The 17,955-nt window shown below is 68.6% G+C and carries 10 protein-coding genes and 1 pseudogene; 9 read left to right on the forward strand and 2 right to left on the reverse strand.

Annotated elements, in window-relative coordinates:
* Positions 1-199: 199 nt before the first annotated feature.
* From ABZ079_RS16080 to ABZ079_RS16090, 3 genes and pseudogenes are all read left to right on the forward strand, one after another.
* Positions 200-1,669: pseudogene (locus tag ABZ079_RS16080) on the forward strand (penicillin acylase family protein); the annotation flags it as partial.
* Positions 1,670-1,742: 73 nt separating this feature from the next.
* On the forward strand, positions 1,743-2,576 hold the full coding sequence (locus ABZ079_RS16085) for a penicillin acylase family protein (RefSeq protein ID WP_356940050.1): 834 nt from the start codon (positions 1,743-1,745) through the stop codon (positions 2,574-2,576).
* Between the two features lie 165 nt (positions 2,577-2,741).
* The gene (locus ABZ079_RS16090; protein WP_356940084.1) at positions 2,742-3,779 is read left to right on the forward strand and encodes an alpha/beta hydrolase-fold protein; all 1,038 of its coding nucleotides are present in this window, start codon (positions 2,742-2,744) and stop codon (positions 3,777-3,779) included.
* Positions 3,780-3,951: 172 nt separating this feature from the next.
* Here ABZ079_RS16090 and ABZ079_RS16095 read toward each other — a convergent pair whose 3' ends face one another.
* A complete protein-coding gene (locus ABZ079_RS16095) occupies positions 3,952-6,951 on the reverse strand; it encodes a BTAD domain-containing putative transcriptional regulator (protein ID WP_356940051.1) in 3,000 nt (999 codons plus the stop codon).
* 2,940 nt (positions 6,952-9,891) lie between these two features.
* Here ABZ079_RS16095 and ABZ079_RS16100 point away from each other — a divergent pair.
* Positions 9,892-10,323, forward strand: coding sequence for a peptidoglycan-binding domain-containing protein (locus ABZ079_RS16100; protein WP_356940052.1), 432 nt, complete (start codon positions 9,892-9,894; stop codon positions 10,321-10,323).
* A 132-nt stretch (positions 10,324-10,455) separates the two neighbouring features.
* Here ABZ079_RS16100 and ABZ079_RS16105 read toward each other — a convergent pair whose 3' ends face one another.
* Positions 10,456-12,129, reverse strand: a complete 1,674-nt coding sequence (locus ABZ079_RS16105; protein WP_356940053.1) for a GAF domain-containing protein — start codon at positions 12,127-12,129, stop codon at positions 10,456-10,458.
* Positions 12,130-12,421: 292 nt separating this feature from the next.
* Between ABZ079_RS16105 and ABZ079_RS16110 the strand changes: the two genes are divergently transcribed.
* The 5 genes from ABZ079_RS16110 (at position 12,422) to ABZ079_RS16130 (ending at position 17,954) form a co-directional block, all read left to right on the forward strand.
* Complete coding sequence (locus ABZ079_RS16110; RefSeq protein WP_356940054.1) at positions 12,422-13,447, forward strand: NAD(P)-dependent alcohol dehydrogenase; 1,026 nt, start codon at positions 12,422-12,424, stop codon at positions 13,445-13,447.
* A gap of 18 nt (positions 13,448-13,465) precedes the next feature.
* Positions 13,466-15,067 carry an extracellular solute-binding protein gene (locus tag ABZ079_RS16115; protein WP_356940055.1) on the forward strand — a complete coding sequence of 534 codons (1,602 nt, stop codon included), beginning with the start codon at positions 13,466-13,468 and terminating at the stop codon, positions 15,065-15,067.
* Positions 15,068-15,148: 81 nt separating this feature from the next.
* A complete protein-coding gene (locus ABZ079_RS16120) occupies positions 15,149-16,027 on the forward strand; it encodes a sugar ABC transporter permease (protein WP_356940056.1) in 879 nt (292 codons plus the stop codon).
* A complete protein-coding gene (locus ABZ079_RS16125; protein ID WP_356940057.1) occupies positions 16,024-16,869 on the forward strand; it encodes a carbohydrate ABC transporter permease in 846 nt (281 codons plus the stop codon). Before ABZ079_RS16120 ends, ABZ079_RS16125 begins: the two co-directional genes overlap by 4 nt.
* Complete coding sequence (locus tag ABZ079_RS16130) at positions 16,866-17,954, forward strand: ABC transporter ATP-binding protein (RefSeq protein WP_356940058.1); 1,089 nt, start codon at positions 16,866-16,868, stop codon at positions 17,952-17,954. The genes ABZ079_RS16125 and ABZ079_RS16130 overlap by 4 nt, the downstream gene beginning before the upstream one ends.
* Position 17,955 lies beyond the last annotated feature (1 nt).

Here is a 17,955-nt window from a genome sequence, read left to right on the forward strand (position 1 = left end):
CGCCCGGCACACAAGCCGGCCATTCGCCCCGGGACGGCGATGGCACCCACAGGCACGGCGGCATCATCGGGATTTCATCGGCTCTCCCTAACGTGGCCGCGTTCGGACACATGCCCAGGGGAAGGACGACTCGATGGCGCAAGGATCCAGATCGAGGTCACCGATGGCGGTCATGACCGCGGTCGCCATGCTGAGCACGATGGCGGCTACCGGGTCGTCTGCCGCCGAGCAGGGGCCGGACGAGCCGACGATCCGTTACACCGAGTACGGAATCCCGCACATCATCGCCTCGACCTGGGAAGGGCTCGGAACGGGCTACGGGTATGCCGCGGCCAAGGACAACATGTGCACCTTGGCCGACACGTATCTGATGGTCAATGCCCAGAGGTCCCGCTATCTGGGGCCCGGTGGCAAGGCGAGCCCCGGCCAGACCCAGAACGGCACCACCAATCTCAACAGCGACCTGTACTTCCAGCGGATCAAGGACGACCGGGTGGTGGAGCGGCTGCTCGAGCAGCCCGCCCCCAACGGGCCGGAACCGGAGGTCAAAGAGGCGATTCGCGGCTATGTGCAGGGATACAACAGGTACTTGGCCGAGACGGGCGTGGACAACATCTCCGACCCGGCCTGCCGCGGTGCGGCCTGGGTGCGGCCGATCACGGAGCTGGACGTCTACCGGCACGCGCACGCCGAGATCATCATGGGCAGTGCCGATGCGCTGCTGGACGGTGAGGTGAACGCCGCGCCCCCGGGGGCGTCGGCCGCCGCGTCGCCGGCGCCCTCCGCCGCACAGACCGCGAAGAGGATCCGCGCCGCCATGGCGGTGAGTCGTCGGCAGAGCATGGGAAGCAACGCGTTGGCGGTCGGTTCGCAGGGCGTGTCCGGCGGCACCAGCATGATGCTGGCCAACCCGCACTTTCCGTGGCAGGGCAAGAACCGGATGTGGCAGAGCCAGCTGACCATCCCGGGGAAGGTCAATGTCTCGGGGGCCAGCCTGCTGGGGTTGCCCGCGGTGAACATCGGGCACAACAACGACGTCGCCTGGAGCCACACGGTCGCCACGGTGGCGCCGTTCGGTCTGTTCGACGTGCAAGTGGATCCGTTGAATCCGACCAACTACCTGGTGAACGGCAGCTGGCAGCGGATGACCTCGCAGCAGGTCGGCGTGGACGTGCGGAACGCGGACGGCTCCATCGGCAAGGTCACCAGGACGCTGTGGTCCACCCGTTACGGCCCGATCACCACATCGATGCAGGGCGTTCCGTTGCCCTGGGTGGTCAGCGCCCACGCTGTGCGCGACGTGAACATGGACAACCTGCGGGCGTTGAACACCTGGTTCCATCTCGACCAGGCCAAGGACGTCAACGACGTGGTGAACACGTTGGAGACCACGCAGGGCGTCCCCTTCTTCAACACCGTCGCCTCCGACCGCAAGGGCAACGCGCTGTACGCGGACATCCAGGCCACCCCGAACATCACCGACGCGCATGCTCAGTCGTGCCTCACCGAGACCGGGAAACTGCTGTTCAACCAGGCGTTACGCCTGCCGAACGTGCCACCGGTCTCCATCCTCGACGGCAAGCGCAGCGAGTGCGACTGGCCCAACGATCCCCATGCGGTCGCGCCAGGGCTGCTGGACCCGCACCAGCAGCCGCGCCTGATCCGGTCCGACTTCGTGGGCAACGCCAACGACAGCGCCTGGCTGGCCAATCCCGAGCAACCGCTGTCCTTCCCCCCGGGTGATGGGCGACACGGCGGCGCCCCGGTCGCTGCGTACTCAGGAGCTCATCCTGACCGCGCAGAACCGGATCAACGGCACCGACGGCCTGGCCGGCAAGGGCTTCACGCCCGAGAGCATGCGGCAGTTGCTGTTCGCCGACAACAGCAGGGCGGCAGATCTCGCCCTCGACTCCACGGTGACGATGTGTCAGAAGGTATTTTTCGGGACCGTCCTGGTGGACGGCAACCTGGTCAACGTCAGCGAGGCATGCCCGATCCTGGCCGCCTGGAAGGATCACGACTACACGGCGGACAGCCGGGGGTCCTGGCTGTTCGCGAATTACTGGGCGTTCCTGCTCGGTGGGCAGGGCATCGAGAAACTGCCGTGGCGGGTTCCTTTCGACCCCAAGGACCCGGTGCACACGCCCAACTCGCTGGACTCGGGCAGCTCGGCCGTCCGTGATGCGTTCGGCCGTGCGGTTCTCGCGCTGCGCAAGGCGGGCATTCCGCTGAGCGCACCGCTCTCTGACATCCAGAAGATCACCCGCAACGGTGAGCAGATCCCGATCCACGGCTCGATCAGCGAACTCGGCGTGCTGAACGTGATCACTCCCGGCCAGGTCGACGGCGAACGGGACGTGGTCTTCGGGTCCAGTTTCATCCAGCAGGTGCGGTTCACCGCAGACGGTCCGCCACAGGCCTCTTCCCTACTGGCCTATTCCCAGTCGGCCAACCCGAACTCACCGCACTACGCCGATCAGACCAAGCTCTTCTCGGCAGGCCAGTGGGTGACCGAGCGGTTCACCGAGGAACAGATCGCGGCCTCACCGGCACGGGAGGTCAAGGTCCTGAACTGAGACCGACATGTGCACGCCGGAACGTGCAGGGCGGTCTCCGGTGTGCTCTTTCCTCGGAGCCTCACGGCTTCCCGCCACATCTCACGCCGCACAACCAGAAGACTCACGAAGGGACCCGCTGTGGCAAGGACATCGAATGGATGGCGGCGGCTGGTGACGGCATGGATGGTCGCCGCCGCGGCCCTGGTCATGCTGCCGACCGGTCCGGCACAGGCCGCTGACAGCACCGCGCCGCCACCGATGGCGAACGGATTCGGTCTGACCCAGGTCGACACGGCCGTAGGAGGTCCCACCAACTTCACCATCACTGTGACCACGCCCGAGGTCACGGGCAAGCACCACATCAAAGTCATTCTGCCGAGCGGTTATCACGACGACCCGGACCGACGCTATCCGGTGCTGTACTTCCTGCACGGTTCACCTGACGACCCGATTCAGCAGACCTATCCGGCACTGACCATGTCGGACTCGTTGATCACCGTCATCCCGGACGGCGGCGCTCGGGGCTGGTATGCCAACTGGCTCAACCAGAAGACTCGGCTCGGTGCCCAGAACTGGGAGAACTTCCACCTCAAGCAGGTGATCCCGTTCATCGACGCGAACCTGCGGACGATTCCCGCCAAGAAGGCCCGGGCGGTCGCCGGTGTCTCCATGGGCGGGTTCGGCGCCTTCCACTACGCCCAGGTCCGTCCCGACCTGTTCAGCCAGACCGCATCCCTGTCAGGAGACATCGATCTGTCGGCCAGGTCCATGGACCTGCGGCTGGCCGTCGTCGCCTCCGTCACCGATGCGCTGGGCGCGATCTGCGGCTCGTCATCCGGAGCCTGCGACCCCGACAACTCCCCCTACGAGCCCGGCGTGGACAGCGACGCTCTGTTCGGCTCGCCGTACCCGGTGTTCAACGCCGACTGGCGATGGAACGAGGTCGACCCTGCAGCGCACATGGACAAACTCGCCGGAGTCGGGGTCTCCGTCTATGTGGGCAATGGAGGCGGCTCACCCCTCGAACCGGAGTTCTGGCTCGAAGGCGCGGCCAAGCACGCCAAGGACAGCATGGACGCGCTGGGCATGTCCTACCACTACGTCGACTACGGCGACGGTTCCGCCTGGGGCACCCGATGCAACGGCGGCCACGACGCCGGTTGCTGGGAACAGGATCTCCGGGACCTGATCCCCCGGCTGGACAAGGCCTTCGCCTCCTGACAGTCCAGAACGGCCGGAGGTGGGTGGCACCATCCTGGCCGTGCGGACCCTGACCCGCCGGCGCGTGTCGGAGGATCCTCTGGTGCGTCCGCAGCATCCGCTCGGAGGAGTCCCCACGTCGTCGGACAGGCGGTGGCGCGTACGGTCCGACACGGTCGGAGTCTTCGGGAGGCTAGAACCGCCGGGGGCCCGGTTGCCCGCGGCGGTGCAGGCCGTCGACGGTGCGGGCGAGTCCCCCGGGGTCGGTGCGGGAGCCGGCGACGGCCCGCTCGAACCGGTCGCGTGCCTGGGTGAGGTCTTCCGTCGCTGCGTGGTGCCAGCCCAGCCGGTTGCGGATCTCGGCCTCCAGCCCGGTGCCGGACCGTTCGCCGACCGCCGCGAGGGCCCGGTCGCGGAGTTCAGTCGCCCCGGCCAGGTTGCCCAGGCACTCCTCGGCGGTGGCCAGTCTGCCGAGGACCGCGGCGTACAGCGGGATGTCCCCCACGCGCTCGGCGAGTCCGGCGGCCCTGCGGAGCGCGTCGGCAGCCTCCGCGTACCGCCCACGGTCGAGCTGGAGCGTCCCCATGCGGAACAGCGTCTTGCTCAGGATCCTGGGTCTGCCGATCTTCTCGGCGAGGACGACCGATTCCGCGTAGCAGTCGTGCGCCGTTTCATGCTCTCCCACCTGGTGGTGGATGGCGCCGATGTTGGCCAGGTACATGACGGTGAGCCAGTCGTCCTGCGCCGCCTGGGCAAGGTCCGCGGATTCGGCCAGGAGCGCGGCGGCCTCGGCCGGTTCCCCCGCCGCGTTGGCGAAGATCCCGAGGGAACCCAGGGCCCGGGCCTGCTCGATGAGGTCCCCGGTTCGGCGGCTGATCTCCAGGGCATCCCTCAGCCAGCGGCGCGCCTGCTCGTAGTGGCCCTGCAGGCCGTGCGCTATGCCCATACAGGTGCGCAGTTCGGAGACCATCCGCTGGTCGGTGGCCTGCTCCGTGAGCGACAGCGCGATCTCCATGGTGGCCCGGCACTCGTGGTACCGGCCTTGCCTGGTGAGGTAGTCGCACAGTCCCTCGGCGAGCCAGCAGGCGTCGTCCACATGCCCCACGGCTGCCGCGTGGCCGACCACGTCGACCAGCTCGCCGCCCACCGCGTCCAGCCAGGCCGACGCCTCCTCCCAGTCCGAGAAGGGCGCGGTGTCCGGCCGCGGGCCGGTCGGGAAGGCAGAGGGGCCCCAGTCGCTCGCGCGGCGGGCGGCGACCACGTAGAGCCGGAACACCCCGGTCCGGGCCGCCGCGACTTCCGCGGGGTACGCGCCGGCGACGCGCCGGGCGTAGACCGCCACCAGATCGTGCAGGCGGTAACGGCCCGGGGCCGCCTGCTGGACGAGACTCGCCTCGACGAGGCTCTCCAGGACGCGCTCGGCGTCGGGTGGTGTCAGGTCGAGCATGGCGGCAGGCGTCAGCCGGTCGAACTCTACGGTCGGCGACAGGCCCAACACACGGAACGCGCGCCGTTCGGTCTCCGGAAGCTGGTCGTAGGAGACCCGGAAGGCCGCCTCCACGCTGCGGTCCTCCACGGCCAGCTCGCCGAGCCGGTGCTCGTCGTCGGCCAGGCGGGCCGCCATGCGCTCCAGCGCCCACGACGGGCGGCTCTGGATCCGGGCCCCGACGACACGCAGGGCCAGCGGCAGCCGGTCGCAGAGGCGGGCCAGCTCGCGCACCGCCGCACGCTCGGGACCGGAGCCCGGACCGCCGACGATGCGGGTCAGCAGGGCCACCGCGTCGTCGATGTCCAACGGCGCCAGCGATACCCGGCGGTCGGCGTCCAGCCCGGTCAGCCGCTGACGGCTGGTCACCAGCACGAGGCTGCCGGGACCGGCGGGCAGCAGGGGGCGTACCTGGTCTGCGGCGGATGCGTCATCGACCACCACGATCAGCCTGAGGACGGCGGTCGCGGCCCTCCATGACGCGGTCAGCCCGTCGAGGTCCTCTGATGACGCGTCGTCGCCTTCTCCGGCGTCGCCGACTGCCCGCAGCAATCGGCGCAGCACGCGGTGCGGGACCGCTGCCTCCCGCCCCTCGCGGTGACCGTGGAGGTCCACGAACAGGCAGCCGTCCGGATAGCGCTCCCGCATCGCACGCGCGGCGCGCACCACCAGCGCGGTCTTGCCGACCCCGGCCATGCCGTCCACCGCGCGGACCGTCACCGCCTGCTCATCGGCCGGCGCGAGGAGGATGTCGAGTTCGTGGTGCCGTCCGGTGAAGCCGCCGACGTCGACCGGTAGTTCATTACGCACGCGTCGGAGTGGGCGAGCGGCTGTGGGCCGCGGGCCCGTGGGTCGGCGTTGCCGTGGTGACGCGCCGTCCACCGACCTGCGCGGCCGTGGCGACGCGTCGATGAGGAGGGTTTCATCAGCGCGCAGCACCGCCTCGTGCACCCGCCGCAGTTCACCGCCCGGCTCCGCCCCCTGTTCCCTCACCAGACGACGGCGCGTCCGGGCGAAGACAGCCAGCGCATCGGCCTGCCGGTTGCCGGCGTAGAGGGCACGCATCAACAGGGCGGCCAGGGACTCGTTGTGCGGATGCGTCTCGGTCAGAGCGAACAGCTCTCCCACGACCTCGGCGTGGCGGCCCAGCTGCAGCTGGCACTCCGCTTTGTCCTGTACCAACGCCAGCCTGTGTTCCGTCAGCCGGAAGCGCTCCCCCTGGGCGAACGGCCCGGGGATCTCGGCCAGGGGATCGCCCCGGAAAAGCTCCAGGGCGGTGGACCACGCGCCCACCGCGGCGTCAAGGTCACCGGAGTCCCGCGCGGCGTGCGCCTGGGCGACGATCTCCTTCAGCCGAGCCACGTCCGTCGAGACGTTCCGCGGGTCGAAGCGGTAGCCGGCCCGGTCGGTGACGATCACGGAGCCCGACGGGCTTGTTCCCTCGGTGCCCAGACGTCTGCGCAACTGGTACACATAGACCGGGATCACCTTGGCGCCCGTGCCCGGCGGCTCGGGACCCCATACTCCGTCGAGCAGCTGCTGCCGGCTGACGGTCGTCCCCGGCCGCAGCAGCAGCGCCGTCAGCAGAGCCTGCTGGCGAACCGGACCGAGTTCCAGCTGTACCTCGCCGCGCCAGGCCCGGAGCGGACCGAGCACAGCGAACCGGAGCCGGCTGCCGCCCGTTGACGACTCCCCCCTCGATAACACGCAGGGGAGTATAGGCCCAGGATCCCCCGTTCCCCGGGGACATGGTCGTCAACTGGACAGCCGGTCTCCCGTGCGTGCGACCGTGCGGAGCACATCGCTCAGCCCGGCAGCTCAGCCCGGCAGCTCGGCGCTGCCGGCCGGTTCACGCCGCACTTGCCCGTTGATGCGGTGCCGTTCGATGGACGAGCGTCGGTACACCTCCTGCCGCACCCGCTGAAATCGCCGAGGGTCCGGTGCTCCTCGCGTGATCGCCACGGTGTGATCGACGTGGCGTCGGCGGCCGCCACGTCGTCGTTCCCGCCGATGTCCTGGCGCGGGAGATCCACCCGGGCGACCGTCATCCAGGGGGAACGGATCCTCGGGCCACTTGACGGACGTGTCGTCCACCGGCATACGGCCTGGCCGGCGTTGAGCCGGACCTGGATCTCGAAGGCGTGGTCTCGCTCCGCGGCCTCGGCCACCAGGGTGCGGCGGAATGCCTCATTGTCCGCGCGTACGTCCACGATCTGGTGCGTGAGGGAGCCCAGGGACGCGCGGTCGGCACGGTACGGATCCTGGCGATGTGGTCGCCGTACCGGAAGGCGTCCCTGCTGTTGTGGCTGTACGACAGCAGGTTCCCGCGCGGGACACTGGTGAACGACGGCATGGCGAGCAGTTCGCCGCGCCCAGCTGGTGGTCGGGACGGTCGTGGCCCATGCCGTTCGAGTACCGGACGACGGCGTCGTACGCGGCCGGCCGGGCGAAGACTCCCTGCCGGTAGAAGCCATGATGGTCACCAACCGTGACCGTGCACCGATCCATCTGGCCGAGGTCCGACGGCAGACGGGTGCGTGGTCAGGGGGCACTGCCGTCTCAGTCACCGGTTTCCCCTTCGCCGCTAGGTGAGCCACTACTGGTAGGAGAGGCGCTGATGCTGACGGAAGGACTGACGGAAGGGCTGGCGGAGGGACTGGCGGAGGGCGTCGCGGAAGGGGTTGCCGTCCGCGAGGGCGAGCTGGGACGGCGGCCGCTGGAGGCTCGGGGGGTCGGCTTCGCCTTCGCTGGTGGCGGCGCGCTGGTGGAGGCGGGAGACCGAGTGACCGGTGACGTGCCGCGAGTCGCCGTTGGCAGAGGACGCCGGACCCCCTCACTGTTTCGGTCCCGGACGCCCTTTCGGCCCGGGTGCGTGGTCACATGCTCCGGTGAAGCCTGTGCGTCAGGAACGCGGACCCCGGGCTCTTCTGGGGATGACTGTTCCGGGACCGAGGCTGCTCGGGGGGCCGTCGACTGGGGGAACACCGATGCGGTGGCCAGGCCTCCGAGGAGGGTGAAGGCGGCCGCCGCAAGAGACCGGACGGCATATTTCTTCCACTGCGCCGGACGGTCGTGCCGGTCAGGCGACAGCTCCTGCGAGACAACCGGTGCCTCGGGAAGGGGTGGTCCGGAGGAGCTGGGGCCCCCGCTCGAGTGGACCTCCGGCATCGCGGCGTCGACGGCCGAAGCACCGTCTCTCCGATCGCTCAGCTGTGCCATGCCGGGGTCGTACGCCCCGCACTCCGGGCAGGTTACGGCGCCATTGAGGGTGCGGCTGCACGGGATGCAGTAGTCCATGAAGGGACCGTCTCAGTCCTTGAGTTGACGGGAGCGAAGGTTCACCCGGTCCGGGCGGCGGTCAGCGGCGCGGAGACGCCACTTGGTTGGTTTCGGACCGATCTTCGACATGCGCGAACCTCACTTACCGGTCTGCAGGTGGGTCACCGGTTACCGGGGTCAACGGGACGCATCGAACGCGTGCTCACACGCAGGCAGAGAAGTGGGGTAGGTAACTCTGCCGTTGGAGATGTTGATGACCGGGACGGCTCGGCGGCCCCTGCGCGCAGTTTCTTCGCTCCCGCGATGCCTCTCCAGGGCCGGCTTCGGCCGGCCCGGCACAGCCGACTCGCCCAACCCCATGTGCGTCATGCGATTGACGGCGCGAATCGTCCTCGGGGCTCTGCAGGACGAGATGTGCGGCTGGACCACCGCCCGGGTGGTGAATGAGGCGTGGGTTACATACCGGCCGCTGGATGAAGACGAAGGCGTGCGGCCTACGTATTGCCTTCCTGAGAAGAGGAAGCAGGGAAGCCGCCACCGGGGTGCCCTGCGTGGAGGCCCTCGCAGTGATCACCACCCGACACCTGGTACCTGACCGCCGCTGGCGAAAGAGGTGGACCGTCAGAGACAGGACGAGCTGAGGAGGACTCGGTGGGACGCGACGACGCCAGCCCTGAGCGGACTCCCGGCTCAGGCCCTGACCTCGGGCAAGAGATCAGGGATTCGTTCCAAGCCGTGCTGGACGCTTTGGACGCCGCACGCGCCGACCTCCTGCGCGACGAGAACCGGGAACACGCGGAGGGCCCGTCTGAACCCCAGGACCGGCACGGTCACCCGACCGGGGGCGCCCGCTTTCCCCAGCGGACCTCGTCCCCAGCGTCGACCCCGGCTTCCTCCGCATCCGGCCGGGCACTGCCGGTCAGACGTGTGTCGTCAGGCAGGCAACCGGAGCGTCCCGGGTCCGACCGCCCACCTGCCGGCGAATCGCCGCCGACCGGCGGCCTGCGGCACGACACCCCACAGGCTGTCGTGGCGGAGCCACCGGGGCTGCCCAGAGGTCTGGAGGCCGTCCCGCCGCCGTCGGCGGGAAAGCCTCCGACGGCCGGTGGACCGGGCCCGAAGGCCGTCGCACCACCCGTGGCTCTCCCGACTCCGGCTCCACGGCGGGCAAGCGAGCCGAGCAGGAGCCCCCGGCCGGGCGCCGAGTGGCCGGACGTCCCGCCCTGTCCCGCCGCCCCGTTCGACCAGCCCGACACCGCGCCCTCAAGGGAATCTGCGTCATCCCCCCGCGCACACGGCAGGAGGGCCGGTGGCAGACGGCGGCGACCGATCAGCCGCAGGAAGCTGCGAATCACCGGCATCCTCGGGGTGGGCGCGGCGAGCGGATCACTCATCGCCTTTTGGCTGCTGACCTACGACAACGCCGACCCTGCGGCCTCCTCTTCGCCTCCCCGGCACATGGAATCCCCGCTGCCGGCGACCCCCGCGCCGAAGGACCCCTCACCCCCGCCTGCGGGGCGGACGAACCGCCCGCAGCCCGGCGTACCAGACCCGCCGCTCCCCGAAATCCCGGGCACGGGCGTCCTGCGCCAAGGCGACAGCGGCCATGGCGTCTACGAGTTGCAGGTACGTCTCCTGCAGATACCCGGCATCTACGACGGTGGCCCGATCGACGGCCGCTACGACGCGGAGGTCCGAGCGGCAGTGACCCTGTTTCAGCACCGGTTCGGGATCCGCGGCGACGAGGGCGGGGTCTACGGCGACAACACACGTTATGCCCTCATGCTGCGGACCCGATGACCAGCCGTTGCGGATGCGGTGATGTGTTCGGCGGCGACGGTGCCGTCTCCACGCCGCCCGCTGCGATGCCGTACCGCAACCTCCGTCTCTCCTGCGCGTCGCCGCAGCCTCCTCGGCGGGCCGGCAGGTCCGTCACAGCAGGCTCGACGGGACGATTCCGTAGCGGCGCATCTTGCGGTACATCGTGGCGCGGGAGATCCCGAGGTCCCGCGCGGTCCGCTGGACGTTGGAGTTGCGGTCCATCAGCCCCCGCAGAATGGCGTCGCGTTCCAGCGCCTCGATGGTGGTCAGGACCTTGTGCGAGGACACCCGGCATTCAGGTGGCAGGTCCTCCACGTGGATCACCCGGCCGGAAGGCCGCCGCACCAGGCCGCGGATCACCGACTCGAGCTGCCGGACGTTCTCCGGCCAGGGGCATCGCTGAAGCAGGGCCAGCGCGTCCGGGGAGAACGTGCATTCCCCACTCGGGCGGTACTTGCGAAGGAACAACCGCGCCAGGTGCTCGATGTCCCCATAGCGATGACGTAGGGGAGGCACCTCCACGGATGCGCCGCAGAGCTGGTCGAGCTGGTCGTCGGCACTGACCATCGACGGCTGGCGGATCATGACCAGTTGCCCGGTCGCACTGCCGTGCAGCTGCACCAGCAGGTCGCTGAGCCGCTGCCGCAGCTGGTCGCCCAACAGGTGGACGTCGCTCAGGACGAGCACGTTGGACGGCACGACGAGCAGCTCCCGGATGTCGTGAAGCCAGCGCTCCGTGACGGCCGGTGAATCCGACAGCGGCGCTCGCGTCATCTCCAGCCGACGTCCGGCGCCGTGGGCCCGGTGCAGGGCTTCGACCAGCGTCCTCTTGCCGACGCCGGCTTCGCCCAGGAGATGGAGCCATGTCCCGGCGACGAACGCTGTTTCGCTGTCGGTGACCGCGCGCAGCCAGGGCGGGGACGAGCCCGCCAGTCCCAGGTCGGAGCGGGCGGGGGTCGCGGAACCCGCGGGCGCGGGCTGAAGCCGTCCGATCAGCCGGACTCGCAAGACTGCGCCCGCGTCGCTGCCCTCGCGCCGGCAGCGACTGACCCTGAGTTCGGCGACCCGTCCCGAGGGCAGGGCGATGCTGCGGGTCCCCTCAAGCCGGGGATGGTCGGCGATCTCACGGGCGTGGTCGAGCAGCGCGTAGTGGTCCGGCCCGGGCACAGCGGCACTGAGCTGCTCGTTCATCATGACGACATCGCGGTTGAGGGCCAGCACGGGTCCCGGGCGCGCCGAGGAGCACGCCTCCATGTAGTCCTGGAAAAGAGCCCGCTCGCGCCGCGAGGTGATCGCCGCGATTTCGGCCTCGATCTGAGCCGCGACCGAGCGGGCGAAGGCCATCAGCATGCGGTCGGAGCCCTGGCGGATGGTGGTGAGGTTGAACGCTCCCAGCAAGGTGCGCCGGGTGGGATGCAGGATCGGTACGGCCGCGCAGTGGAAGCCCCGCAGCGCCTCGACGTAGTGCTCCATCCCGGCGATCATGACCGGGCGGCCGCTGGCCAGCGCGGTCCCTATGCCGTTGGTGCCCACGTAGCGCTCGGAGAACACGTGGCCGGGGGCCAGGTGCACGCGGTTGAGGTTCGTCGTCAGCCCTTCGTGGGAGACCTTCCGGGAGAGGACGACACCATTGCGGTCTGTGATCATCGTGGAGACCGGGTCGTCGGCGAGTTGGTCGTGCAGCCTGTCAAGGATCGGCAGCGCGGCCCTTGCGAGGGGGCTGTCCAGATCGGGGTTGTCCAGGTACGGAGCGTCGAGGCTGCCCGACTTCACCTCGTATTCCATCGAGCGATGCCATGAGGCAACCACAAGCGGCCGGGCGCTTGGATCCTTGGTGACCTCCAGGTAGAGCTCTCTGGCTGCTCTCAGTGAGCTTCCGGGTCGTTGGCGGGGCATCAACACTCCCGAACTGCGCGCGTCACATCCTCGGTGCAGTGATTGGACCAGCTCGACAGCGTGGCGCCTACGGCGTGTATCACATTGAGACATTCGGGGACGGATTCTGAGACATCGCCCCGCGATCGGCGGCCTGTGTAATCGGCGCACCACCCAACCCGCCGACTCGCAGGGAGCCGCTATGAAAGCCGTGCAGGTCATCGAGTACGACGTACCGCCCGTGCTTGTGGACGTGCCGGACCCGCAGATCACCGGCCCGCTGGATGTGATCGTGAAGATCGGCGGCGCCGGAGTCTGCCGGACCGACCTGCACATCCTCGAAGGACAGTGGAAGGACAAGAGCGGGGTCGCCCTTCCGTACACGATCGGTCACGAGAACGCCGGCTGGGTCGCGGAGGTGGGGCAGGCCGTGACCCACGTCAAAGTCGGTGACGCGGTCATCCTGCACCCCCTGGTGACCTGTGGTCTGTGCCGCGCCTGCCGGGCCGGCGACGACGTGCACTGCATGAACTCCGCCTTCCCCGGCATCGACACCGACGGGGGCTACGCCGAGTACCTGAAGACCCATGCCCGCTCGGTCGTGCCCCTCGACCCGTCCCTGGAGCCGGCCTCGGTGGCAGCCCTGGCCGACGCCGGCCTCACGGCGTACCACGCCGTCGCCAAGGCGGCCCGGGTACTGCGGCCTGGGGACAAGGCCGTGGTCATCGGCGCGGGCGGCCTCGGACACATCGGAATCCAGGTGCTGCGGGCCCTGTCACCGGCGGAGACGATCGTCATCGACCGCAGCCCGGAGACCCTGGCTCTGGCCAAGGAACTGGGCGCTGACCACACCCTCGTCGCGGACGGAAGCGAAGCCGACCGCGTACGGGACCTCACCGGTGGTCATGGGGCGGAGGCCGTCCTGGACTTCGTCGGCGAGGGCGGTGCCGTCGAGACGGGCGTGGCCTGCCTGCGCCGCAACGGCAATTACTACGTCATCGGCTACGGCGGCCACCTCCAGGTGCCGACGATCGATGTGATCTCCGCGGAGATCAACTTCATCGGCAACCTCGTGGGGTCCTACAACGACCTCTCCGAGCTGATGGTCCTGGCGGCCCGCGGCAAGGTCACCCTGCACACCCAGCGGTACCCCCTCGCCTCCTTCCGGCAAGCCCTCGACGACCTGGACGCCGGCGCCGTACGCGGCCGAGCGATCTTGGTCCCCTGACACCGCAGGAGAAGCCCCATGCGCAGCAGACCGTACACGGCCCTGGTCACCGTCGCCGCCGTCGCAGCCCTGACCGCCACCGCGTGCACCGCCCAGGACCAAGCACAGCACAAGCCCAAGGACAAGGCCGCGCTCTTCAAGCCCGGCTCGGAGATCAGCTACAAGAAGTACGGCAAGGACTACCCGGCGACGAAGGTCACGGACGGCCCCGGACCGTGCAGCTACGAGTCGATCAGCCGCAAGGACTACTCCGGGCAGACACTGAAGATCATCAGCCATGCCGTCCCCGTCATCGGTGAGCCGACCCAGCTGCACGCCAGGCAGTTCGAGGAGATCACCGGCGGGAAGGTCGAGGTGGTCAACGTCCCCTTCGGCGAGCTGCACCAGAAAATACTCACGCCCCTGCAGGCGGGCCAGCCGGCGTACGACGTCATGTTCTACCCGTCCCTGTGGGTCGGCGACATGGCCCCGTATCTGGCTCCGGTGCCGAAGGCGTACCTGGACACCCCCGGCATGAAGGACGTCACCGAGACCTACATGGACGTGGCGACCTGGAACGGGAAGGTCGTGCAGTACCCGGTGGACGGTGACCGGCACTACCTCAAGGTCCGCACCGATGTGCTGAAGGACCCGAAGTGGAAGGCTGCGTTCAAGGCGGCCACGGGCGAGGATCTGCGGGTGCCGAAGACCTGGGCCGAATACCAGGAAACCGCCAAGTTCTTCAGCGGCAAGGACGTCGACGGCGACGGCAAGGCCAACTACGGCAGTGCCGAGGTGACCAAGCGGGACGACCTGACCTTCTCCGCGTTCATCAGCCGTGCGGCGCCGTACGTGAAGAACCCGGACGTCAAGGGCGGCATCTTCTTCGACGTCGAGACCATGAAGCCGCTGATCAACACGCCGGGCTTCGTCCGCGCCCTGGACGACATGGTGAAGGCCAAGTCGACCTGGGCACCCGGCGGCGCCAACTTCGGCCTGGGAGACGAGATCTTCTCCTTCGGAGGCGGCCAGACGCTGATGTCCTACTCGTGGGACGACGCCTTCATCCAAGCCCAGCAGCCGGACAGCAGGATCCGCAACAAGGTCCAGGCGGCACCGCTGCCGGGCTCCACGGAGGTCTACAACCGCACCACGAGGTCGTGGGACGAGAAGGCGAACCAGGCGCCCTACTTCACGTGGGGATGGACCTCGGCGGTGGCCAAGGCCTCGCGCCACCAGCAGATGGCCTTCGACTACCTGTGCTTCTTCAGCAACGAGGCCAACACCGCCCTCGACCTGACCATCGGCCGGTTCGGTGTCAACCCCTACCGCTACGCCCACTTCGACCCGGGGTTCTGGGAGAACCTGGGCTGGAAGAAGGACGTCGCCGAATCGTACGTACGCACGCTCGCCGGCATGGAGAAGAGCCCCAACCGCGTCTTCGACCTGCGCGTCCCCGGTGTCAACCAGTACATGTCCGCGCTGGCCAACGGTGTCGCCGCGGCTCTGGCGGGACAGAGCTCCCCGCAGCGGGCACTGGACGGCGTGGCCAGGGAATGGTCCAAGATCACCGACCAGATCGGCAAGGACAAGGTCCAAAACGCCTATCGCAACGTGGTCGCGCTCGAGGACAACTCCTGATCCGACCGCAGGACGCCCCGGGTGGCCGTACCGGACATGCCGGCCACCCGGGGGTGCCCGCCCCCTTCCGCGAGGAGAACCATGGACGGCCTGCGCCGGCACAAGAGCATGTTCCTGCTGCCGGGACTGCTCACGCTCTTTCTGATCATCATCTTCCCGCTTCTGTTCACCATCCGCGTCAGCTTCTCCGGCTGGAACGTCAGCAACCCTCGGATGGACTTCATCGGAGGCACCAACTACACCGCCATGCTGCACGACAGCCGCTTCTGGGCCTCCATCACCCGGCTTGCGGTGCTGGCGGGCGGCACGGTCCTGATCCAGTACGTCATCGGGTTCGGTATGGCTCTGCTGGTCTGGCGCAACGTACGCGGCCGCAGGTTCTGGCGGGTGCTCTTCCTCGTCCCCATGATGACCACACCCGTGGTCATGGCGGCCATCTGGCAGACGATCTTCCATGAGTCGCTCGGGCCGGTGAACGATCTGCTGGGGATGCTGGGCCTGACGAGAGTTCCCTGGCTCACCGAGTCCGGTCCGGCGCTGGTCGCGCTGATGACCGTAGAGGTCTGGCAGTGGACTCCCTTCATGTTCCTGCTGCTGCTGGCAGGTTTGCTGAGCCTGCCGAAGGAACCGTTCATGGCCGCCGCGATCGACGGCGCCGGCACCTGGCGCACCTTCTGGAAGGTGACCTTCCCGCTGATGGCACCGGTCTCGGTCGCGGCGGTCATCATCCGGCTGATCGAGGCGTCCAAGCTCTCCGACAGCGTCTACGTACTGACGTCCGGCGGGCCGGGGTCTTCCACGGAGACCCCGGGTTACTACCTCTACATCCAGGGGCTCCGCGATCAGCAGACCGGGTACAGCGGGGCGATGTCCCTGACCTATCTCGTCCTGATGACCGTCACGCTCACGGGCGTCGCCGCCCTGCTCACCAGGGCCTTCAAGCTGAAGGGGGACTCATGAGGTCGCACCTTTATCTGGTGTTCAAGTACACCGTGATCGGCATGTGGGCCTGCTTCGTCGCGGGACCGTTCCTCTGGGCGATGACGACCAGCTTCAAGAACGCCAACGCCGTCCAGGGCGGTCCCACCTACGTCCCCTGGCTGCAGTACGAACCCACCGTCACCGGCTGGCGCAACATCTTCGGCGGTGCCGGCGGTGTAGATGTGATCGATCCCTTCGTCAACAGCGCGATCATCACCGTCGCCGCGTCCGCCATCAGCCTGGCCCTGGGGTCCCTGGCCGCCTACGCGCTGTCCCGGTACCGGTTCAAGCTGGGCTTCATCAAGAACAGCGACATCGTCTTCTTCTTCGTGTCCCAACGGATCATGCCGCCCGTCGTCCTGGTGATCCCCTTCTTCTACCTCCTGCAATGGGGTGGCCTCCTGGACAGCATCCCGGGCCTGGTCATCGTGACGGTCGCGCTGCTGCTGCCGATCGCGGTGTGGGTGATGGTGGACTTCTTCAACGGCATCCCCCGGGAGATCGACGAGATGGCGATGCTGGACGGCTGCCCCCCGTTCCAGACCTTCGTACGGGCGATCCTGCCGAACTCCCTGCCCGGTCTGACCGTGGCGGCGATGTTCTGCGCCGTGTTCGGCTGGAACGACTTCTTCTTCGCCTTCCGGCTGACCTTCACCGAGGTCCAGACCCTGCCCCAGGCGGTCGTCGCCCTCAACTCCTCCATTCCACCGTGGTGGACGCTGTCCGCCGCCGCGCTCTTCGGCGTGGCACCGCTGATCCTGCTCGCCCTCTGGGTGGAGCGCCTGCTGTCCAAGGGGAACCTGTCAGGAGCCGTCCGATGAACCTGAGTGCCACCGATCTGTGCCTGACCGTCGACAGCGTCGACCACCTCAAGAACGTGACCGCCACCTTCCAGCCGGGACGGCTCCACACCGTCATCGGCCGGACGATGGCCGGGAAGACGACGCTGCTGCGGGCCTTGGCCGGCCTGCAGAAGGTGGACTCCGGCTCGCTGACACGGGCGGGATCCGACTTCCTGGAGACGCCGGTGTGGCGGCGCGACACCGCCATGGTCTACCAGCAATTCATCAACTACCCGCATCTCAACGTGTTCGACAACGTGGCCTTCCCGCTGAAGCGGGCCGGGCTGTCACGGGACGAGATCCGGCGACGGGTCCGGCAGAGCCTGGCGAGCGTGGGGCTCGCGGAGTTCGAGAAGCGCAAGCCCTCCCAGCTCTCAGGCGGCCAGCAGCAGCGCGTCGCGATGGCTCGCGCCCTGGCCCGCGGTACCGGCATCCTCCTGCTCGACGAGCCACTGGCGAACTTGGACTACAAGTTGCGCGAACAGCTGCGCGACGAGTTCAAGGCCCTCTTCTCGGACCGAGGCGACACGATCGTCATCTACACGACCACCGAACCCGCCGAGGCGATGATGCTCGGGGACGTGGTCCTGGTCATGCACGAGGGGCGGATCCTCCAGACCGGCACCCCGCAGGAGGTCTTCGAACACCCGGCGACCACCACGGTGGCGTCCATCATCAACGACCCGCCGATGAACATCTTCGCGGGCCGGATCGAGGGCGGCCAGGTCACGGTGGCCGGCTTCCAGGCCACGCACATCTCCGCGCACCTGGCCGACCTGCCCGACGGCGCCTACCGGTTCGGCCTGCGTGCCACCGACGTCAGCCTGGCTTCCGGTGGGGTGGAGGGCGAGGTCACCTTCGTCGAGATCTCCGGCTCCGAGACCTTCGTCCATGTGGTCGTCGGCGAGACCCCCTTCGTCGTGCAGATCGAGGGCATCCACGACGTCGCCCTCGGCGACCTGGTCAGACTTCGGCTCCGTCCCGACCGGCTGTTCGCCTTCGACGAGCAGGGGACGCTCGTGCGGACACCTTCGTACGATCTCGCTCCAGTGGAAGGGCGTTGAC

Source organism: Streptomyces sp. NPDC006314 (assembly GCF_040613075.1).
GTDB lineage: Bacteria > Actinomycetota > Actinomycetes > Streptomycetales > Streptomycetaceae > Streptomyces.